Genomic DNA, 20,057 nt, shown 5'->3' on the forward strand with positions numbered 1-20,057 from the left:
TCCCGGGGCGGAAGGAGGCAGGATATTGCCCATGCCCAACGTTTCCCCCGCAGGACCCCCGATGGCCGCGAGTCCGCTCACCGTCGCCGTCCTCGAAATCGACGCCTATGCCTCCAACCTCGGCTGGGACCAGCCCGCCCGGCTGTTCGCCCTGGTCGACACCGCACAGCTGCGGGTCCAGGAGCCCGGTCTCGCCCGTCAGCTGGGCCTGGAGGACCCCAGCTCCTCCGTCGCCGCACTCACCCCGATCGAGCAGGACGAACTTCCGCCGGGCACCGCGCTCGACGACTTCCTCGGCACGATCGCCTGGCCCGACGCCGTGGTCGGCTGCGCCATGACGGTGGAACGGCTGATGCTGCCGCCGTCCGCCGAGACCTCCGTGCCGGAGGGTCTGAACGACAAGCAGCTGACCCAGTGGGTCGCCAAGCACCCCGACCGGCAGGAGGTGCGGATGACCGTGGCCGTCCTGCGGGACGGGGCCCGCGAGTCCGCCGTACGGCTGCGCGAGAAGGACTCCCCCACCGAGGTGCTGACCGGCTCCGGTCTGGTGCCCGGCCTGGCCGAGGCGCTGGCGGCGACGTTCGAGTCCTGATCGGGCCGCTGCCCGGGGCCGCCGTACGGTTCCCGGGCGGCGCGGCCGTCAGCCGGTCGAGCAGCTCGGCAGGCCCGCGGTCTTCCCCGTACGGATCTGCTCCATCGACTTCGTGGCGTCCTCGATGGTCTTGACCCGCACCAGGGTGAGCCCGTCAGGCGTGTCGGCGGCGGCCGACACGCAGTTGTCGTCGGGGGTGAGGAAGTAGCGGGCGCCGGCGTTCCTGGCCCCGACCAGCTTCATGTTGATGCCGCCGATCGGGCCGACCGTACCCGCGTCGTCGATGGTGCCGGTGCCCGCGACGAACTTGCCGCCGGTCAGGTCACCCGGGGTGAGCTTGTCGATGATGCCGAGGGAGAACATCAGGCCGGCGCTCGGCCCGCCGACGTCCGCGAGCTTGATGTCGATCTCGAACGGGAACGTGTGGTCCGTCCCGGCCCTGATCCCGACGATCGCCCGGTCCTTCCCGCCCCCCTCGCCGTCGCCCTCGGCGGCGGGGGCCTTCGCGGTCCTGATGGTGATCTCCTCGCCGCCCTCGGGGGCGCGCCCGGCCTTCTCGGCCGCGGCGGCGGTCTTCGCCGGGATGATGGTAAAGGTGACGTCTTCGCCGGGCTGGTGCTTGGTGACGAGCTTCGCGACGTCGCCGGGCTCCTTGACCGCGGTGCCGTCGACGGCCTTGATCACGTCGCCCGCGTGCAGCTTGTCCTCGGAGGGGCTGCCCTTGACCACCGTGGAGACCACGACCTGGGTGGCGACCGGGATGTCCAGCTCCTCCAGGGCGGCCACCTTGGCGCTCTCCTGGGACTGGCTGAACTCCTCGGCGTTCTCCTGGGTGGACTGCTCCTCGGTCTTGCCGTCCGGGTAGAGCGTGTCGTGCGGCACCACGACGCTGTCGTGGGCCAGCCAGCCGTAGACGGCCTCGAAGATGTTCATCCGGTACTCCGCCCCGGTGACGCGGACCGTCGTCATGTTGAGGTGCCCGGACGCCGGGTACGTCTTGCGACCGGAGATCTGCAGGACGGGCTCGCCACGCGCGTCGCCCAGCGTGTTCACCGTCGGTCCGGGGGACATCTCCGAATACGGCACTTTGATCAGCACGCCTGCGCAGAGCAGCGCGATGAGGACGAGGGCGGAGGCGAGCATCGTCGCGGTGCTGCGTGGCATGGAACGACAGTACGGGAAGGGCCTGTCAGTGCACCGCCGGGGCCGGTCCGTACGGGGAGACCGGAACGCGGCGGAAGGTGGTCACGCGGCGTGCGTCGGTCTTCAGAGAGCCCCGGAACCGGAGTGCGATTTCTCCATCGCGTCACGGAACCTGGCGTAGCCGGCGAGTTCGGTGACATCGCCGGTCGTGCGATTGCGGGCAGCCCAACTCGCCCATATCGCACCACCGACAGCAGCGAAAAGTGGAATCAACAGCCAAGCGAGTGCCGCCATCACGACCTCCCTACCCCATGAGCGACCGGATGCCCGATCAGCAGATTAACGATCCGGAAGACCAACGCTCATGGCGGGGGTGCGGTTACGCAAATCGGGGCTGATGCGCCCCGGTCCGGTTTGCGCTCAGCAGGCTCCGACCCACTCCTCCGTACCGTCCGAGAAGCGCTGGTGTTTCCAGATCGGAACCTCGTGCTTGAGGTCGTCGATGAGCTTGCGGCAGGCGTCGAAGGCCTCGGCGCGGTGCGGGCAGGCGACGGCGACGACCACGGCCAGGTCGCCCACCTCGAGTTCACCCACTCGGTGGACGGCCGCCAGTGCGCGGACCGGGTGGTCGGCGACGACCTTCTCCGCCACTCGGCGCAGTTCGTCCTCGGCCGAGGGGTGACAGGAATAGCCGAGCGCGCCGACGTCCTGCCCCGCGTCGTGGTTGCGCACGGTGCCGACGAAGAGCGCGATGCCGCCCGCCGCGTCGTCGCCGACCGCGCGGAAGACCTCGTCGACGGAGAGCGGGGTGTCCCGGATCGCCAGCAGCCGGATGGGATCGGCCGCCGCGTGCTCGCCGGGGTGGTCGTGGGTGGGTGCCATGCTCCCATCGTGCCGTACGGCTCCGACATCCCGGAATTGCTTGTTCTTCCGGCGGCCGGCCGGCCGCTTTGGAGCCTCCTACAGGGCCTCGGGCGCGGCCGAGCGGTCAGATGCGGCGGCGGGCCTTGCGGGCACGGCGCACCACGGCGGCAGCGCCGAGCAGGGCGACCGTCGCTCCGGCCGCTCCAGCGGCGGTGGCGTCCTTGCGGCCGAGGCGGCGCCCGGCGAGCGTGTGGCGGCCCTCGACCTCTTCGAGGAGGGCTCCGAGCACCTCCTCGTTCGTCCACTTCGGCCGCCACCCCACGTCGTGGAGCCTGCTGACGCTGACCACCCAGGGGTGCATCGTGTACGCCAGGTCACCGGCCGGGGACGGGGTGAGGCCGATCCGGTGCAGCCGGGCGGCGGCCCCGAGCGCGACGGCGGAGGGCAGCTCCATCCGGCGCACCCCGCTGAGCTCCTCGACCTCCTCCTGCTCCAGCCAGCCGTCGCAGCCGACCGCGAACTCGCCGTCGATCTTCTCCAGGGCGGCGTACTCCAGCGCCGTCACCAGGTCCTCGACATGGCAGAACTGCCAGGTGGGGCGCGATCCGGCGACGACCAGAAGGCGCGGAGACTCGAAGTAGCGGGTCAAGGCGGTGTCGGTGCCGCCGACCAGGACGGTGGGACGCACGACGGTGACATTGAGCCCGGGGTGGGCGCGCGGGGCCCGGCGGCCGAGCCGCTCGATCTCCAGGAGGTCGCCGACCCCGGTGGCCTCGGCGGTGGCTCGCAGCTCGGCGTCCTCGGAGAGCGGCACATCGTTGTCGGCGAGCGCCCCGTAGACCATCGCCGAGGTGCACAGCACGACCCGGTGGACCCCGACGGCGGCCGCGGCGGTGAGCACGGTCTGGGTGCCGCGTACGTTGTACGCGCTGCGGGCGGCGGGGTCGGTCTCCAGGTCGAGATCGAGGGCCAGGTGGACGACGACGTCCGCGCCGCGCAGCTTCTCGGCGATCGCCGGATCCCGTACGTCCAGAATGTGCCAGGTCGCCTCGGAGACCTCTCCCCGGCGCTCGTCGATCGCGATGACCTGCTTGATCGCGTCGGATGCGGCGAGGTGGGCGGTCAGCAGTTCGCCGATGCCGGTGGCGGCACCGGTGACCGCGACGACGGGGCCCCGGTTTCTGGGGGTCCTGGGGCGTTTCGTTTCGGGTGTGCTCTCGGGCGAGGGGTCGGTCAGGTTTCGCGCTGCGCGAACCTGCGGATCTGGGGAACTCACCGGGCGTCTCCAGCGGTTGTCTTCAGTACGTACCCGAATGACGCGTACGTACCAGGTGGCGTCCATCCTGCCGCAGGCCGGGAGTCGGCGGAGCACTGAGGCCCGAAGCGGGCGTGGTGTCTACGCTGGATGGTGATGTCGGGCAGTCGCCGCCGGTTCGAGCCGGCGGCCCTACGAGCCGAGGAAACCCGTGAGTGACACCCCATTCGGATTCGGCCTTCCGCCGGAGGAGCCGGAGAACGGCGACGAGGGCAAGAAGAAGGACCCCACCGAAGGTGGGCAGAGCGCGGGCGGGCCCGGGGGCCCGTTCGGATTCGGGCCGGGAGCTGGCGGGGACAACCCGTTCGCCGCAATGTTCGGCTCGATGAATCCGAACGATCTCGGCGCCGCCTTCCAGCAGCTCGGTCAGATGCTGAGCTACGAGGGCGGTCCCGTGAACTGGGACATGGCCAAGCAGATCGCCCGCCAGACGGTCTCACAGGGCGCCCCGGACGGCTCCAAGGACGCCAGTGTGGGCCCGTCCGAGCGCACGGCGGTCGACGAGGCGCTGCGGCTGGCGGACCTGTGGCTGGACGGCGTGACGTCGATGCCGTCCGGTTCGGTCTCCACCGTGGCGTGGAGCCGCGCGGAGTGGGTCGAGGCCTCGCTGCCGGCCTGGCAGCAGCTGGTCGACCCGGTGGCCGAGCGGGTGGGCTTGGCGATGGGCGATGTGCTGCCCGAGGAGATGCAGGCCATGGCGGGCCCGCTGATCGGCATGATGCGGTCGATGGGCGGCGCCATGTTCGGCCAGCAGATCGGGCAGGCCGTGGGCGTGCTGGCCGGTGAGGTGGTCGGTTCCACCGACATCGGGCTGCCGCTGGGACCGGCGGGCAAGGCCGCGCTGCTCCCGCTGAACGTGGAGAAGTTCGGCAAGGACCTCAGCGTCCCGCAGGACGAGGTCCGGCTGTATCTGGCCCTGCGCGAGGCCGCTCACCAGCGGCTCTTCGCTCATGTGCCGTGGCTGCGGTCGCATCTGTTCGGCGCCGTCGAGGCGTACGCCCGCGGCATCAAGGTCGACACCAGCAAGCTGGAGGATGTCGTCGGCCAGTTCGACCCCTCACAGCCGGAGCAGTTGCAGGACGCCCTTCAGCAGGGCATGTTCCAGCCGGAGGACACGCCCGAGCAGAAGGCGTCCCTGGCCCGTCTGGAGACGGCTCTCGCGCTGGTGGAGGGCTGGGTGGACGCGGTGGTCCACGAGGCTGCGAAGTCCCGGCTGACCTCGTCCGACGCGCTGCGCGAGACGATGCGCCGGCGCCGTGCCTCCGGTGGTCCGGCCGAGCAGACGTTCGCCACGCTCATCGGTCTCCAGCTGCGCCCGCGCCGGCTGCGGGACGCCTCGCGCCTGTGGGCCTCGCTCACGGACGCCCGGGGTCTGGAGGGGCGGGACGCGCTCTGGGCCCACCCGGACATGCTGCCGACGGCCCACGATCTGGACGACCCGGACGGCTTCGTCCATCACGAGCAGGCCGACTTCTCCGAGCTGGACAAGATGCTCGGCGAGGCCGCACAGGGGCGCTCCGGCAAGCCGAAGGCCCCGGAAGCCTCCGAGGCCCCGGAGGCCGCCGAGTCCGAGGCCGACGATCAGGGCGAGGGCAAGCGCGACGAGGACGGCAAGGACGGCCGCGACCAGTGACCCTGCACGACGATGCCACCCTCGTACTGAAGGCGTACGCCCCCGGGGACGAGGCAGGTGACCAGGCCGAGCTGCGTCAGGCCTATCTGGATCACCTGGCACAGCACGAGGACGGCATGGGGAAGGCGTGCCGGGCCGGGCATCTGACGGGGAGCGCCCTGGTGATCGATCCGGAGCGGGGGAAGGTTCTGCTGACCTTGCACCGGAAGCTCCGGATGTGGCTCCAGATGGGCGGCCACTGCGAGGAGCAGGACGCCACCCTGGAGGCGGCGGCGCTCCGTGAGGCGACGGAGGAGTCAGGCATCACGGGGCTCACCCTGCTGCCCGGCGGACCGGTCCGGCTGGACCGGCACCCGATTCCGTCTCCCTGTAACTGGCACCTCGATGTGCAGTACGCCGCGCTGGCCCCGCCCGGAGCGGCGGAGCGGATCAGCGAGGAGTCCCTGGAGCTGCGCTGGTTCGGCTACGCGGACGTGCCCGGTGTCGCCGACGCGTCCGTCGTGCGCCTCCTGGAGGCGACGCGGTCCCGGCTGTAGCGGCAGGCCGCATGGATATGCGTAAGGGGCGGCCTCTCTGGAGGCCGCCCCTTACCGCTGTGCCCTGTGGGCGCCGGTATCAGTTCCAGGCGTTGTTCTGGTTCTGGCCGTGGGAGCCCTGCTGGCCCATGCCGAGCTGGGCGCGGGCGCCCTGGCCGATCTGGGCGTTCTGCGGAGGCATGACCTCGCTCGGCTGGACCAGGGCGAAGCCCTGGCCGAGGAAGCTCAGCTCCCAGCCCTCTCCGGTGTTGCCGCGACGCCTGATGACCCCCGAGGAGTGCGTCTGGGCCTGCATCTGCACACGCAGGGAGCTGGACCAGGCGACGATCGCGTCCGCGTCGACGTTGACGTACTTCTCGGGCGTGACCTGCATCATCAGGGGCTGGCCCGAGGTCATGAGGGCGACCTTGCCCGAGCCGGAGATGTTGAGCTGATACTTGCCGCTGCCGGAGATCCCGTACTGGCTGTCCACCGCGATGACCTCGGTATGCAGGGAGGAGTCGAGCGCGAGGACGTAGGAGCTGTCCACGGTCATCCCCTCGCGGTCGACGTCCACGACGTGGATGTACTGCGCGAGGTTGGCGAGGTAAACGGTGCCCTGGCCGGACACGCGCATCAGGTCGAGGCCCTCGCCGGTGTTCGCGCGGGCGCGGCGCTGGCCCTGGGACTGGTATTCCCCGTCGAAGTCCATCAGGCCCTGGTAGGCGACCATGGCGCCCTTGCGGGCGAGCACGTCGTCGTGGCCGGTCAGCGAGACGCGCAGGAGCTGCGGGTTCTGGATCGCGTAGCGGTCCTGGGTCTGCTGCTCGGTGTGGCTGAAAAGCGGACTCTGCATGATGTGTTCTCCCTCCCCGTCAGTTCCGGATCCGCAGCCGGTCCGTGCTGTCCTCGCTCGGCTGGACGACGACGATGCCCTGGCCGGAGAAGGCCATCTGGTACGCCTCGCCGCTGCCGCGGCCGATCAGCGATCCGGCCTTGAAGCTCCGCTTGCCCTTCACCTTGAGGTTCGGGGACCAGGCGACGAGCGCGTCCGGGTCGACGTACGTCTCGTCCTCGCCGCGTCCGCAGTCGACGACGATCGGAGTGCCGCGCGAGGTGATGGCGACCCATCCGGTGCCCTGGACGACGACGTTCCACAGACCCTGTCCGGCGAACTTGGCGAGCCCCTTGACCTTCTCGACGCCCCAGGTGAGGTGGGCGTCGAAGGCGAGGAGGTTGGTGCCGTTGACGGAGATGGAGTCGTTGTCGAGGTTGATGACGACCACGTCGGCGCCGTAGTCGGCGAGGTAGAGCAGTCCGTCGCCGGAGCACTTCATGACGGGCGCGCCCTCGCCGGTGATCCACTGGGAGGCGATCTGCCGGGCGGCGGGCGGGTTGGGCTCGTACTGGATGAAGCCCTCGTACGCCACCATCGAGCCGGTGCGCGCGAAGAGGTCCTGCCCGGAGGCCATGGCGACCTTGAGCATGGTCTTGCCGTGGTTCTCCATACGGGCAGTGACAGGGGTCGGGGCGAAGCCCGCGAGTTGCTGGTTCATGACGGGCTCCCTCAGACCTCGTAGGGCTGGACGACGATGAAGTTGCCGGGGGCTCCCCGGAACTGGAGGTTCACGGTCTCCCCGCTGTGCCCGGGGTAGGCGTTGCGGCGCAGCCGGACCTGGCTGGAGACGATCACCTGGGAGGCGGCCGACCAGGCGACCACCGCGTTGCAGTCGGCGAACGTGGTGGGCGTGACCGGCAGGACGACCGGGGTGCCGTGGGTCTTCACGATCACGGTGCCGGTGCCCTGGAACTGCATGGTGAACAGGGCTCCGCCGGGGATGCCGTGCCCTTCGACCCTGCGGACCTCGTACTGGAGGGACTCGTCGAAGGCGAGGACGCTCTCGGCGGAGACGCAGATGGCATCGCCCTGCAGCTCGATCGGATGCAGGTGCGAGCCCTCCTCGGCGAGGAAGACCTGGCCGCGGCCGGTACAGCGCATCAGCTGCATCTCCTGGCCGGTGGCATTGCCCACGGCGCGGCCGACGAACCCGGCGCTCTTGTAGCCGAAGTCCACCTTGCCCTGGTACATCACCATGCTGCCCTGGCGCGCCAGGACCCCGGATCCGCCCATGGTCAGGTCGACCCGCATGAGCTGCTGGTTCTGCGGGGTCCAGCGCTGCCCGGTCGCGGTCTCCTTGTACGGCTGCAGAGCCGCCTGGAGGCCCGCGCCCGTGGCCGGTACTCCCTGGGGCACGCCCTGCGGGACACCCGGCGGCATGCCGACGGGGGGCTGCTGGCCGTACGGGGCCGGCGCCGACTGGCCGTAGGGAGCGGGGGCCTGCTGGCCGAACGGAGCGGCGGGCGGCGCACCCTGGCCGGGGACCTGACCCCACTGGGGCTGGTGCGGCTGGTGCGGCTGCTGGGGCTGGCCGTACGGGGACGGGGCCTGGGGCGCCCGCGGCGTCTGGGGAGCCAGCGGGGCCGCGATCGTCGGCGCCGCGTGCATCGGCTGCTGCGGTGCGGGCGGCGGCGTGGGCGCGGACGGGGCGCCGAAGGCCGGTGCGGGCTGCGGAGCCGGGGCGGCCGGCGGCGCGCCGAAGGCGGGGGGCGCTACGGCCTGGGCCGGCGGGGCGAATCCCGGAACGGCGGCCGGGGCGGCGGCGGGCGGCGCCTCTTCCTCGGCGACCTCGCCCCCGAAGTTCTTCAGGAGCGCGTCGAGACCGCCGTCGAAGCCCTGGCCGACGGCGGCGAAGCGCCAGACGTCCTTCAGATAGAAGTCACCGAGCATCACAGCGCGCTCGGTGGTGAACTCCGACCCGGTGAAGGCGTATCGCACCACTTCCTCGCCGCCCGCGACGATGCGGATGTATCCCGGACCGATCTGGGACATCTGCCCGGAACCGTCGAGCGTCGCGGTGAAGGAAAGCTTCTGGATGGCTGCCGGAATGCGGTCGAGCGTGACGCGGAAGGACTCGGTGTCACCGGACTGCGCGCCGAGGAGCTGAATGGACTCCTCGGGCGATTTCGGCTGGTTGAAGAAGATGAAGTACCGGTCGTCGGAGAGCTGCTCATGGGCGTCGAGGCCGAAGCAGCTGATGTCGAAAGTCAGCCCCGGGGCCGCGATCTGCACGCCTACGTACAGATCCGTCCCCGGCGTGAGATCACTGATCTTGGCCTTGTGGCCGCGTTGGAATTCCCTGGCCATGCGTAACGACCGTCCCCCATCCAGAAGGTAAATGCGTCGCGTCAGGCTAACCGCAAACGACGACATCGGACCAAGCCGGTACACACCCGGTACAGAATCGGCGAAAGCGACCGGCCCCGGTCACTCCTCGCGGGCGGCGGGCAGGTGGGGCAGCCGATCGGCCGCCACGACGCCCTCCAGGTACCCCCGGGCGCGCTCGGTGCGCGGATAGGCCTCCAGCAGCCGCCAGAACCCGGGACCGTGTCCGGGAACGAGCAGATGTGCCAGTTCGTGGAGGAGTACGTAGTCGATCACGTACTCCGGCATGCCCTGCAGCCGGTGCGAGAGTCTGATGCTGCCCTCGGCAGGGGTGCACGAGCCCCAGCGGGTGTTCTGGTTGGTCACCCAGCGCACCGAGACGGGCCTGGCGCGACCGTCGAAATACTGGGCGGACAGCCGCCCGGCACGCTCGACGAGTTCGGTGTCGCCCAGGACGCGCTTGTTCTCCTGGGCGGCGAGCTTGTCCAGCATCACGCCCACCCAGCGCCGCTCCTCCGCCTCCGACATCCGGGCGGGGATGAGCACGATCGTGCGGTCGCCCTCGCGGTACGCGGAGACCGTTCTCCTGCGCCGGGTGCTCCTGCGGACCTCGACCGCGCTCGTCGCCGAAGCGCGGGCCGCAGGGGCTGCCGCGCTGCGCTGATGGCTTCCGGCGCTGGGCACGGGGGTCTCCCCGGCGAAGCCGGACGACGGGTCGGCGGACACGCCACGACGTTACCCGCTGTCCGTGGGGGAAGTCCCGCCCCCGGGAACGGTTCGCGGAGATCCGCGCCCCGGCACGCACCAGGCGCACAACCACACGCTTGAACGACCAAAGGCTTGAATGACTAATGACCTGCGCCTGTGGACAACTCCGGGCGCGGTTCGGGGCGGACCCGCATTCTGGCAGAGGTCCCGCGGATAGACCCGTGGATCAACCGGTCTGTGGGCACAGCTGTGCCCGCGACACCGCTCGGGGGGAGAAGTCATGTATCCGATGCTGAAGCCCGCACTGCGCCGCGCCTGGCGCGGACGGAACACCGTGCAATTCGGTGTGACACCCGCACATGCCGTGACGCTCGGGCCGGTGGACCTCGCCACGGGCAGCTTCCTGGAACTGCTCGACGGCACGCGAGGGCTGCCGCTGCTGCACGAGGAGGCCCGCGCCCTGGACCTGTCGGAGCGTCATGTGGAGACTCTGCTCTCTCGGTTGGCGGAGGCCGGGCTCCTGGACGACCCGCGGTCGGCCGGTCCGGGGGCCGATGTCCTGTGCCGGCGCGCCGAGGTGATGGACCGCCAGCGTCCGGATGTGGCCTCCCTGTCCGTCGTCCGTCCCGAGCCGGGCGGCGGCACGCGCCGGATGGCGGCCCGGCGGGCGATGAGGGTCCAGGTTCGGGGAGCGGGCCGGGTCGGGGCCTCCATCGCCTCGGTGCTGTCGGGCGCCGGAGTGGGGCACGTGGAAGTGCTCGACGGGGGCCGGGCCGAGCACTGGGACGTGGCGCCCGGGGGGCTTCCCCCGGCAGCCGTGGGGGAACGGCGCGACGTGGCGGCCCGCCGGCTCGTCCGCCGGTGCGCGCCCGGGCCCGCTCCCCGGCAGGCGAGGACGGACGGAGCGGCGGCCGACCTGCCGGGGAGCGCCGGGCAGCCCGGTCTGTCCCTGATCGTCGTCGCTCCCCGGGACGGCCTCGCGGTGTACGCGCCCGTCCCGGACACGGCCGGTCCCTGGATCGCGTCGGGCACTCCCCATCTCTATGCGGGTGTGATCGAGGCCACCGGGGTGGTCGGGCCTCTCGTTCTCCCCGGGGGCACCGGGTGCGCGGGCTGCCTGGAGCTGCACCGCGCGGACCGGGATCCGCAGTGGCCCCGGATGCTGGCGCAGTGGCGTTCCGGGCGGCGGGGAGCCGTGCCCGCCTGCGATCTGGGGCTCGCGACGGCGGTCGCCGGTCTCGCCGCGGCACATGCCCTGGCCTTTCTGGACGGGGACCTCCCCGCCTGTACCGGAGCTCGCTGGGAGGCCGCTCTGCCCTTGCTGGACTGGCGTTCCGAGCCGATCGGCCCGCATGCGGACTGCTCCTGCGGGGCGGCCGGGGGCGCTATGAGGGAACGGCCCTCCGGGGCTCTTCCGGCGCAGGACACAATGGCGGGGTGACCGCCGTCGCCGGAGAGATCCCGGAGGCACGAGCGGCACGGCAGTCTGGGAACTGGAGGGGCACATGTCTGATCTTCCCCGGAAGGCGGTTACGCGTACGGCCAAGCTGGCCGCGCTTCCGCTCGGCTTCGCCGGCCGTGCCACATGGGGTCTGGGCAAGCGGATCGGTGGAAAGTCGGCCGAGCTGGTCGCCCGTGAGGTGCAGCAGCGCACGGCGGACCAGTTGTTCAAGACCCTGGGCGAGCTGAAGGGCGGGGCCATGAAGCTGGGCCAGGCCCTCTCCGTCTTCGAGTCGGCCCTGCCCGAGGAGGTCGCCGGCCCGTATCGGGCCGCGCTGACCAAGCTCCAGGAGGCCGCGCCGCCACTGCCCGCGCGCACGGTCCACGGGGTTCTCGCGACACGGATCGGGGAGGACTGGCGGGAGTACTTCCTGGAGTTCGAGGACACGCCGGCGGCTGCCGCCTCGATCGGGCAGGTGCACCGGGCGGTGTGGCACGACGGCCGCGAGGTCGCGGTGAAGGTGCAGTATCCCGGCGCGGGAGAAGCGTTGCTCTCCGACCTCGCCCAGCTCAGCCGCTTCGCCCGGCTGCTCGGCCCGCTGGTCCCGGGGATGGACGTCAAGCCACTGATCAAGGAGCTGCGGAACCGGGTTTCGGAGGAGCTGGACTACGAGCTGGAGGCCCGGGCGCAGCAGGAGCACGCGGCGGAGTTCGAGGATGACCCGGATGTGGTGGTTCCTCAGGTGGTGCACCAGTCCGACCAGGTGCTGGTGACGGAGTGGATCGACGGGATCCCGCTGTCCGAGGTCATCGCGGAGGGGACGGCGGAACAGCGGGACCGTGCGGGACAGTTGCTGGCCCGCTTCCTCTTCTCCGGTCCGGCACGCACCGGCCTGCTGCACGCCGACCCGCATCCGGGCAACTTCCGGCTGCTGCCCCCGGCGCCGGAGAGCGCGGAGCATACGGAGGGCGCGGAGCATACGGAGGGGGCCGGCGGTTCGTTCGGGTCGTGGCGGCTGGGGGTGCTGGACTTCGGCACGGTCGACCGGCTGCCGGGCGGGCTGCCGCGGACCATCGGCGACTCCCTGCGGCTGACGCTGGAGGGCGACGCGGCGGGGGTCTACGGGCTGCTGCGGGAAGAGGGCTTCGTGAAGGAGTCGATCGACCTGGACCCGGACGCGGTGCTCGACTATCTGCTCCCGATCATCGAGCCCACGCAGGTGGAGGAGTTCACCTTCAGCCGGGGCTGGATCCGTGAACAGGCGGCCCGGATAGCCGATCCGCGCTCCCCCGCCCATCAGCTCGGCCGGCAGCTGAATCTCCCGCCTTCCTACGTCCTCATCCACCGGGTGACGCTCAGCACGATCGGGGTGCTGTGCCAGCTGGGCGCGACGGTCCGGCTGCGCGACGAGCTCGAGGCGTGGCTGCCGGGGTTCCTCGCGGAGGACGCCGAGGAGGACGCCGAGGTGGAGGGGACGGAGTACGCCGAGGAGGAGGGCGAGCCGGAGGGGGAGCCCGTTCAGGGGTAGGAGAGGTCAGGGAGCCTCGGTCACCACCAGAGTGAGTCGAGGCGGCTCTCGATCGCGCGGAGGTGGAGGCGGGCGCAGCCCTCGCAGAAGAGGAGACGATGTCCGTCCTCCACGGAACAGAGCCAGGTCAAAGGGGCTGCGTCGCCCTCGGCTGCGGTGCCGCAGCGGGCGCACACCACGCTGTGTGCGGCGGGTTGTTCGGGGGGATGGGTCTCCTCGTCCACCTTCTGACGATATCCCCGTGACCGGATGGGCGGCGGTACAACGCACCGCGGGGCCGTCCGTGTCCGGACGGCCCCGCGGTGACGTGATGGTGCACGGTCAGTGCATGACCGCCATGGCCAGCGCGCGGCGGGCGCGCAGCGAGGCGCGCTCCGCTCGGCGCTGCATCCGGCGGGCGGCGATCAGGCGGGCCGACTGGCGGTCCTCCTGGGCCTCCCGCAGGCGGTCGCGCATATGCGCACGCGCCATGGCTTCTGGGATGAGTTGCATTTCGCGGGTCCTGTTCTGACGCGAGTCGTTCGCGCCGATGATGGTGACGTCGGGGGTGGCGGAGCCGACGGGCTCCTTCGTGGGGGTGATCATCGGTGCCTGATTCCGGGGGTCATGGGTCTGGGGACGGTCGATCGTTCCGAGGCGGAGCCTGCGTGGGGGGGCGGGGACCCCACAGGTCGCGGTCACGCTGCGACCGGGTTCTTGCGCGGACGGCCACGCGGACGCTTGCGGGCCACGACGACGCCCTGGACGAAGAGCTCGCCGCCCCAGACGCCCCACGGCTCGCGGCGGTCCTTCGCCCCGGCGAGGCAGGCCTCGACGAGCGGGCAGGTGCGGCAGAGGGACTTGGCGTACTCGACGTCGGCGGGCGACTCGGCGAAGAAGACCTCCGGGTCGTAGGAACGGCAGGGGACGGGTACGCCGAGGTTCTCGATGGCGTCGTCGAGCGCGGTGAGCGTGGTGAGCGGGGTCAAGGCGGAGTCCTCCGTGGAGCCGGGCGGCGAGATCGGGGTGGAAAGCGGTACTGACGGGGCGTGCGTTTCGATGTGCACGGTGGGTGGTGTCCTCGTCTGGTCGTGCCGGCCTGTTGGCCGGTTGGCGGCTGCTGGTACCAGGTCCTGCTTGTCCCGAGGCTCCTTCGCTCCGTCCCGTCCGTTCGGACAAAACAAAAGGGCCGCGGATCCCGAGTGGGGTTCCGCGGCCCTGAAGGCGCCGGCCTGATGCTGGATCAGGCTGGATCGCTCCAGGGTTCAGGCCCACGGAAGGCCCACATCGTGCGGTGGTGCTGCGTCTGCTTATCGGCTCCGGCACCGGCTGCCGCAAAGGCATAGGCCTGAGCCTGTGCTGCCTTCGCTACTGCTGCCGCCGGTGCCTCGATCGGTCGCTCATTACGCTCCCGCGTCACAGGGAGGCTCACCAGGGACAGCGGACGGACGGCGGAGACGCCGGACAGACCGGTGGCGCGAAGCGAGGCAACCGAGGAGCGGGTGAGGCCGAGCGAGCAGGCGGAGACGACCGAGAGATCGGTCATTTTCTGGGTTTCGATGATGCTGATCACTTCAATCGCCTCCTCTCGGCGTCTCAGGGGGACCGGCCGGGACCGGTCCTGCGTATTCGGATAAGTACAGCACGGATTCAGGGCTTCAGAGAAGTCGCTGTTCCCGTGGTTAAGAACCTATGGTGACGACTGGGGCGGGCGCAAACTATTTTCTGGACGAGTTTCACTCAGGTCTCGTCCGCGCCCTCCTCGGACTCGCCATCCATCGCCTCACCTGCGCAGATGGCCAGAACATCGGTGCCGAAGCGGCTCAGCTTCCGGTTGCCGACGCCGGCGATGACGACCAGCTCGCCCTCGGTGGACGGCACGGCCTCGGCGATCGCCATGAGCGTCTTCTCGGTGAACACGCAGAAGTCCGGCTGCCCCAGCAGGGCCGCCTGGGCGGCGCGCCAGTCGTACAGCCGCCCGTACAGCGCCTCGTCCATGTCCGAGGGGCACTCCTCGCAGCGCATCAGCTTCATCTCGCCCGCGTCGGTGAGCGTGCGTCCGCAGACCCGGCAGCGCACCGGGCTCCTGGGTTTGCGCTCGACGGCCGGGGTCCGCCCGACGGCGGACCGGCCGGTCCCCCGGTCGATCCCTCCGACGCCGCCGGCCCCGCCGGCCCCGCTCCGCGCGCCCGAGGCCGTCGAGCCCGGGCGCAGCCCGTTCAGGAAGCGGGTCGGCCGTCGGCTCGCGCGGCCGCCCGGTGACCGGGACAGCGCCCAGGAGAGCGAGAGGTGGACGCGGGCGCGGGTGATGCCGACGTACATCAGGCGCCGCTCCTCCTCGACCTGCTCGTCGGTCTTGGCGTAGGCGATCGGCATCATGCCCTCGGTGAGGCCGACCAGGAACACGGCGTCCCATTCCAGGCCCTTCGCCGAGTGCAGCGAGGCCAGGGTCACCCCTTGGACCGTCGGGGCGTGCTGGGCAGCCGCCCGCTCGTCCAGCTCCCGGACCAGGTCGGTCAGGGTCGCCCCCGGTTTGGCCGTCTCGAAGTCCTCCGCGAGGCGCACCAGCGCGGCCAGCGACTCCCAGCGGTCGCGCACGGCTCCCGACCCGGCGGGCGGCCGGCTGGTCCAGCCCTTGGTGGAGAGCACCGCCCGCACCTGGGCGGCCAGGTCCTCCGCACCGTCGAGGAGCGAGTCGTTGCCTCCGGCGCGGGCCGCGCCGCGCAGGGCGGTGCCCGCCTCGCGGACCTCGGCCCGCTCGAAGAACCGCTCGGCGCCGCGCAGCTGGTAGGGCACCCCGGCGTCCGCGAGTGCCTGCTCGTAGACCTCGGACTGGGAGTTGACGCGGTAGAGGACGGCGATCTCGCCGGCCGGCACGCCCGCGGCGACGAGATCGCGGATCAGCCGGGCGGTGCCCTCGGCCTCGGTGGGCTCGTCGGAATACTCCGCGTAGACGGGCTCGGGCCCCTTGTCGCGCTGCGAGACCAGCTCCAGCCGGTGGTCGGCCGCCTTGCCGTGGGCCTGGCTCAGCAGGCCGTTGGCGAGGTGGACGACCTGGGGGGTGGAGCGGTAGTCCCGCACCAGCTTGACCACGGTCGCCCCGGGGTGGCGGGTGCGGAAGTTCAACAGGTGGTCCGGGGTGGCCCCGGTGAAGGAGTAGATCGTCTGGCTGGCGTCGCCGACGACGCAGAGATCGTCCCGGTCCCCGACCCAGAGGTCGAGCAGCCGCTGCTGGAGCGGGCTCACGTCCTGGTACTCGTCGACGACGAAGTGCTGGTACTGGCCGCGCACGTGCTCGGCGATGTCGCTCCGGTCCTGGAGGATGCCGACGGTGAGCAGCAGCACGTCCTCGAAGTCGATCACCGAGCGGTCGCGCTTGAGCTGTTCGTACGTGGAGTAGATCTGGGAGAGGACCGCCGGATCGCGGGGGGCGTCCCGCTGGGTCTTGGCGACGGCCGCCGGATAGTCGGCGGGGACGGTCTGGGTGACCTTGGCCCACTCGATCTCGCTGGTGACGTCCCGCAGCTCGTTGCGGTCGAGCCGGAGCTCGCAGCGGGCGGCGGCCTCGGCGACCAGCTGCACCTTCCGCTCCAGCAGCCGGGGCAGCTCGCCACCGACTGCTTTCGGCCAGAAATACTGGAGCTGGCGGAGGGCGGCGGAGTGGAAGGTCCGCGCCTGGACGCCGGTCGCGCCGAGCTGGCGCAGGCGGCCGCGCATCTCTCCGGCGGCCCGGTTGGTGAAGGTGACGGCGAGCACGGTGGCCGGCTGGAGGATGCCCGCACGCACCCCGTACGCGATGCGGTGCGTGATCGCGCGGGTCTTGCCCGTACCGGCTCCGGCCAGCACGCACACCGGTCCGTGCAGGGCCAGAGCCACCTCGCGCTGCTCGGGGTCGAGCCCGTCGAGCACGGCGTCCGGGGTCTCGGGGACCTGAGGGAAGAGGGTGGAGTGCGTTGCTGCTGTCACCCCGCCATGCTGCCAGGTCCCAGGGGGCGGATGCGGCGGTTGTCCACAGGGGTGAGGTATTCGTCGTACCGGCTACCGAGGCACGGGGGCCGGTACGAGGGCCGGTACGAGGGCCGGACGGCCGGTACGGGGGCGTGGTGGGAATGGTGGCCGCGTCCCGTACGTTCCTTATCCATACGGAAGGGCCGCGACAGCGGCCTGACCGCGAGTGACGCTGCCGGCCGCGCAGCGTACGGACGAGACGAAGGAGCGCCAGCGACATGGCGGGCACTGTGACGATGTACAGCACCACCTGGTGCGGCTACTGCCGTCGGCTGAAGAGCCAGATGGACCGCGAGGGCATCGCGTACAACGAGGTCAACATCGAGCACGACCCGGAGTCGGCCGCGTTCGTCGAGAAGGCGAATGGCGGAAACCAGACGGTCCCCACGCTGCTGATCGTGGCCCCCTCGGGCACCGAGTCGGTCATGACGAACCCGTCCCTCGCCCAGGTGAAGCAGGCGCTCGCCGCCTGATCCCGGCCGATGGACGACCGCCCGTCGCGCGTACCACTGCCCCCGGCACCGCCGGGGGCAGTGGTGTGTCCGGGGGTGCTCAGTCGGTCCGCTTCGCGCTGCCGGGCCTCGGGAGCGGCTTGCCGTACCAGAGCTCGATCAGGCGGGCCGCGATCGAGATGCCGAACGGGGGCATGACCTCGCCGGACTCGAACGCGGCGGTGAGGTCTTCGCGGGAGAACCACCGGGCCTCCTCGATCTCCTCGCCGTCGACGGTGATGTCGAAGGTGGTCGCCCGCGCCATGAAGCCGAGCATCAGGCTGGAGGGGAACGGCCACGGCTGGCTGGCGATGTACTCGACCTCGCCGACGGTGACCCCGGCCTCCTCGTAGACCTCGCGGGCCACGGACTGTTCGATCGACTCCCCCGGCTCGACGAACCCGGCGAGGGTGGAGAAGCGGCCCTCCGGCCAGTGCACCTGGCGGCCCAGCAGGGCCCGGTCCTGGTCGTCGGTGACCAGCATGATGACCGCCGGGTCGGTGCGCGGGTAGTGCTCGGCGCCGCACGCCTGGCAACGGCGGATGTGGCCGGCCGCCGCGATGACGGTGCGCTCGCCGCAGCGGGAGCAGAAGCGGTGCAGCCGCTGCCAGTTCTCCAGGGCGACGGCGTGCGCCATCAGGCCCGCGTCGCGGGGGCCGAGGAGCAGTCCCGCCTCGCGGAGCCCCGCGGGCCGGGCCGACTGGTCCATGCGGCCGGGCAGCGAGTCCTTCTGGAGCGCGAAGTAGCTGACGCCGTTCTCGTCGGTGCCGAGGAAATACCGGTGGGTCTCGGTGACCGGGGCCTCGAAGGCCTGGGTCATGACGATCTCGGTGCCCCCGTCGGGGGTGTCGTCGATCAGCACCTGCCCGCCGGAGACGACGAAGACGCGGGTCGTCGGGTGGCTCCACGCCACGGCCAGCCACGCCTCGTCGAGGCGGTGGTGTGCCGCGCGGTCGATGCCGCTCGGCGCGGTGAGGCCGATCGGGCGGTCTGCGGTGGCGTTGTCGAAGGTGCTCACAGGTGCTTCCTACTCCCCCTGGGTGGATCGGGTGTGCACAGGTACGTGGAGGGTGTGCAGAGGATTCAGCGGAGTTCCGGTTCCGGGCGTTCAGCAGGTCCGGGCATGCGGCGGGTCCGTGCATTCGGCGGTTCCGGGCGTTCAGCGGTTCCCCGGGCGTTCGATGGTTCCGAGCGTTCAGCAGTTGCGGGCATTTCAGCGCAGTGCCGTGGCCAGCTCGCCCCACAGGTGGGCGGTCGTCTCCACACCCTTGAGCAGCAGGTCGAGCTCGACCTTCTCGTCGGGGGCGTGCCAGCCGTCGGAGGGTACGGAGATGCCGAGGAAGAGGACGGGCGCGCCGAGCACGTCCCTGAGGTCGGCGGCGGGCCCGGAGCCTCCTTCGCGAGTGAAGAGGATCTTCTTCCCGAAGGCCCGGCCCATCGCGCGGGCCACCGCCTTCAGGGCGGGGTGGTCCAGCGGGGTGAGGCAGGGGCGGGTAGACGGTTGGAAGGCGATCCGGTGGCGGACGCCCGCCGGGATACGGGACTCGGCCCAGCTCCGGACGGCCTGCTGTACGCGGTCGGGCTCCTGGCCGTCGACCAGCCGGAAGCTGATCTTCACCAGGGCCGAGGAGGGGATGATCGTCTTGCTGCCGGCGCCCTGGTAGCCGCCGCCGATGCCGTTGACCTCGGCGGTGGGGCGGGCCCAGACGCGCTCCAGCGTGGAGTACCCGGCCTCGCCGGCCGCGGCCCCCGACTTCGCGGTGCGCAGCCAGGTGGCCTCGTCGAAGGGCAGCTCGGCGAAGAGGGCCCGCTCGGTGTCGGTGAGGTCGGTGACCCCGTCGTAGAAGCCGGGGATCGCGACCTTGCCGTCCGCGTCGTGGAGGGCGGCGACGAGGCGGGCGATCTCGGTGGCCGGGTTGGGGACGGCTCCGCCGAACGATCCGGAGTGGATGTCCTGGGCGGGGCCGTACAGCTCGATCTCGCACTCCGCGAGGCCGCGCATGCCGGTGCAGACGGTCGGGGTGTCCTCGTCCCACATGCCCGTGTCCGAGACGATCACCGCGTCGGCGGCGAGCCGGTCCGCCCGCTGCTCGGCCAGGGCGCGGAAGTTCGGGGAGCCCGACTCCTCCTCGCCCTCGATCAGCAGCTTGAGGTGGACGGCGGGGGTGGTGCGGCCGGTCGCCGCGAGGTGGGCGCGGACCCCGAGGGTGTGGAAGAACACCTGGCCCTTGTCGTCGGCCGCGCCGCGTCCGTACATACGGCCGTCCCGGATCACCGGCTCGAACGGGTCGGTCGCCCAGCCGTCCTCGCGGGCGGCGGGCTGCACGTCGTGGTGGCCGTAGACCAGGACCGTCGGGGCGTGAGGGTCCTCGCTGGGCCACTCGGCGAAGACCGCCGGCGCTCCGGGGGTCTCCCAGATCTCGGTGACCGGGAAGCCGGTCTCCTCGAGCTTGGCGCTCAGCCACTCCGCGCTGCGCCGTACGTCCCCGTGGTGCTCCGGCTGCGCGGAGACGGACGGGATGCGCAGCCACTCCGCGAGGTCGTCGAGGAAGGCTGCGCGGTGCTGTTCGGTGTACGTACGGACGGCGCTGTCCGGGGTCTCGCTCATGCTCTTGAG

Annotated in this window: 20 protein-coding genes; 6 read left to right on the top strand and 14 right to left on the bottom strand. The window is 71.3% G+C overall.

Translation table 11 applies throughout. From position 1 onward, the window contains the following. The first annotated feature begins 31 nt into the window (after nt 1-31). Nucleotides 32-592 carry a PPA1309 family protein gene (locus tag N7925_RS10810; RefSeq protein ID WP_265599446.1) on the top strand — a complete coding sequence of 187 codons (561 nt, stop codon included), beginning with the start codon at nt 32-34 and terminating at the stop codon, nt 590-592. Nucleotides 593-640: 48 nt separating this feature from the next. Here N7925_RS10810 and N7925_RS10815 read toward each other — a convergent pair whose 3' ends face one another. From N7925_RS10815 to N7925_RS10825, 3 genes are all read right to left on the bottom strand, one after another. Next, the gene (locus tag N7925_RS10815) at nt 641-1,756 is read right to left on the bottom strand and encodes a YlbL family protein (protein ID WP_274343732.1); all 1,116 of its coding nucleotides are present in this window, start codon (nt 1,754-1,756) and stop codon (nt 641-643) included. A 399-nt stretch (nt 1,757-2,155) separates the two neighbouring features. After that, nucleotides 2,156-2,617, bottom strand: coding sequence for a molybdenum cofactor biosynthesis protein MoaE (locus tag N7925_RS10820; RefSeq protein WP_215104556.1), 462 nt, complete (start codon nt 2,615-2,617; stop codon nt 2,156-2,158). A gap of 106 nt (nt 2,618-2,723) precedes the next feature. Continuing rightward, nucleotides 2,724-3,875 (bottom strand): SDR family oxidoreductase, encoded by a 1,152-nt coding sequence (locus N7925_RS10825; RefSeq protein WP_265599447.1) that lies wholly within the window; start codon nt 3,873-3,875, stop codon nt 2,724-2,726. Nucleotides 3,876-4,065: 190 nt separating this feature from the next. Here N7925_RS10825 and N7925_RS10830 point away from each other — a divergent pair, with 190 nt between their 5' ends. Both N7925_RS10830 and N7925_RS10835 read left to right on the top strand, forming a co-directional pair. After that, nucleotides 4,066-5,547 (top strand): zinc-dependent metalloprotease, encoded by a 1,482-nt coding sequence (locus N7925_RS10830; protein ID WP_274343733.1) that lies wholly within the window; start codon nt 4,066-4,068, stop codon nt 5,545-5,547. Beyond that, on the top strand, nt 5,544-6,083 hold the full coding sequence (locus N7925_RS10835) for an NUDIX hydrolase (RefSeq protein ID WP_265599449.1): 540 nt from the start codon (nt 5,544-5,546) through the stop codon (nt 6,081-6,083). The genes N7925_RS10830 and N7925_RS10835 overlap by 4 nt, the downstream gene beginning before the upstream one ends. 79 nt (nt 6,084-6,162) lie before the next feature. On the opposite strand, the gene N7925_RS10840 is transcribed toward N7925_RS10835, so the two are convergent. The 4 genes from N7925_RS10840 to N7925_RS10855 all read right to left on the bottom strand — a co-directional run bounded on the left by N7925_RS10840 (nt 6,163) and on the right by N7925_RS10855 (nt 10,011). Next, the gene (locus tag N7925_RS10840; RefSeq protein ID WP_265599450.1) at nt 6,163-6,918 is read right to left on the bottom strand and encodes an AIM24 family protein; all 756 of its coding nucleotides are present in this window, start codon (nt 6,916-6,918) and stop codon (nt 6,163-6,165) included. Between the two features lie 19 nt (nt 6,919-6,937). Continuing rightward, the gene (locus N7925_RS10845; RefSeq protein WP_097935650.1) at nt 6,938-7,618 is read right to left on the bottom strand and encodes an AIM24 family protein; all 681 of its coding nucleotides are present in this window, start codon (nt 7,616-7,618) and stop codon (nt 6,938-6,940) included. A gap of 11 nt (nt 7,619-7,629) precedes the next feature. Continuing rightward, nucleotides 7,630-9,267, bottom strand: coding sequence for a TerD family protein (locus tag N7925_RS10850; RefSeq protein WP_274343734.1), 1,638 nt, complete (start codon nt 9,265-9,267; stop codon nt 7,630-7,632). Between the two features lie 120 nt (nt 9,268-9,387). After that, nucleotides 9,388-10,011 (bottom strand): M48 metallopeptidase family protein, encoded by a 624-nt coding sequence (locus N7925_RS10855; RefSeq protein ID WP_274343735.1) that lies wholly within the window; start codon nt 10,009-10,011, stop codon nt 9,388-9,390. A 262-nt stretch (nt 10,012-10,273) separates the two neighbouring features. On the opposite strand from N7925_RS10855, the gene N7925_RS10860 reads away from it, so the two are divergent. Next, the gene (locus N7925_RS10860; protein ID WP_265599453.1) at nt 10,274-11,434 is read left to right on the top strand and encodes a ThiF family adenylyltransferase; all 1,161 of its coding nucleotides are present in this window, start codon (nt 10,274-10,276) and stop codon (nt 11,432-11,434) included. Between the two features lie 64 nt (nt 11,435-11,498). Next, nucleotides 11,499-12,962 carry an ABC1 kinase family protein gene (locus tag N7925_RS10865; protein WP_274343736.1) on the top strand — a complete coding sequence of 488 codons (1,464 nt, stop codon included), beginning with the start codon at nt 11,499-11,501 and terminating at the stop codon, nt 12,960-12,962. A 20-nt stretch (nt 12,963-12,982) separates the two neighbouring features. Here N7925_RS10865 and N7925_RS10870 read toward each other — a convergent pair whose 3' ends face one another. The 5 genes from N7925_RS10870 to N7925_RS10890 all read right to left on the bottom strand — a co-directional run bounded on the left by N7925_RS10870 (nt 12,983) and on the right by N7925_RS10890 (nt 16,907). Continuing rightward, nucleotides 12,983-13,186 carry a hypothetical protein gene (locus N7925_RS10870; protein WP_265599455.1) on the bottom strand — a complete coding sequence of 68 codons (204 nt, stop codon included), beginning with the start codon at nt 13,184-13,186 and terminating at the stop codon, nt 12,983-12,985. A gap of 97 nt (nt 13,187-13,283) precedes the next feature. Then, entirely contained in the window at nt 13,284-13,643 is a 360-nt protein-coding gene (locus N7925_RS10875) for a hypothetical protein (protein ID WP_274343737.1), read from the bottom strand. Continuing rightward, nucleotides 13,640-14,008 (bottom strand): WhiB family transcriptional regulator, encoded by a 369-nt coding sequence (locus N7925_RS10880; RefSeq protein WP_007460056.1) that lies wholly within the window; start codon nt 14,006-14,008, stop codon nt 13,640-13,642. Before N7925_RS10880 ends, N7925_RS10875 begins: the two co-directional genes overlap by 4 nt. Nucleotides 14,009-14,184: 176 nt before the next feature. Beyond that, complete coding sequence (locus N7925_RS10885) at nt 14,185-14,514, bottom strand: hypothetical protein (protein WP_274343738.1); 330 nt, start codon at nt 14,512-14,514, stop codon at nt 14,185-14,187. A 167-nt stretch (nt 14,515-14,681) separates the two neighbouring features. Continuing rightward, on the bottom strand, nt 14,682-16,907 hold the full coding sequence (locus tag N7925_RS10890; protein ID WP_274343739.1) for an ATP-dependent DNA helicase UvrD2: 2,226 nt from the start codon (nt 16,905-16,907) through the stop codon (nt 14,682-14,684). Nucleotides 16,908-17,167: 260 nt separating this feature from the next. Between N7925_RS10890 and N7925_RS10895 the strand changes: the two genes are divergently transcribed. Beyond that, a complete protein-coding gene (locus tag N7925_RS10895) occupies nt 17,168-17,422 on the top strand; it encodes a glutaredoxin domain-containing protein (RefSeq protein WP_006127421.1) in 255 nt (84 codons plus the stop codon). A gap of 79 nt (nt 17,423-17,501) precedes the next feature. On the opposite strand, the gene nudC is transcribed toward N7925_RS10895, so the two are convergent. Continuing rightward, nucleotides 17,502-18,458 carry an NAD(+) diphosphatase gene (gene nudC / locus N7925_RS10900; protein WP_274343740.1) on the bottom strand — a complete coding sequence of 319 codons (957 nt, stop codon included), beginning with the start codon at nt 18,456-18,458 and terminating at the stop codon, nt 17,502-17,504. Nucleotides 18,459-18,653: 195 nt separating this feature from the next. Further along, entirely contained in the window at nt 18,654-20,048 is a 1,395-nt protein-coding gene (locus tag N7925_RS10905; protein ID WP_265599460.1) for a dipeptidase, read from the bottom strand. Between the last annotated feature and the right edge of the window lie 9 nt (nt 20,049-20,057).

The sequence above is a fragment of the Streptomyces sp. CA-278952 genome, assembly GCF_028747205.1.
Taxonomy (GTDB): domain Bacteria; phylum Actinomycetota; class Actinomycetes; order Streptomycetales; family Streptomycetaceae; genus Streptomyces.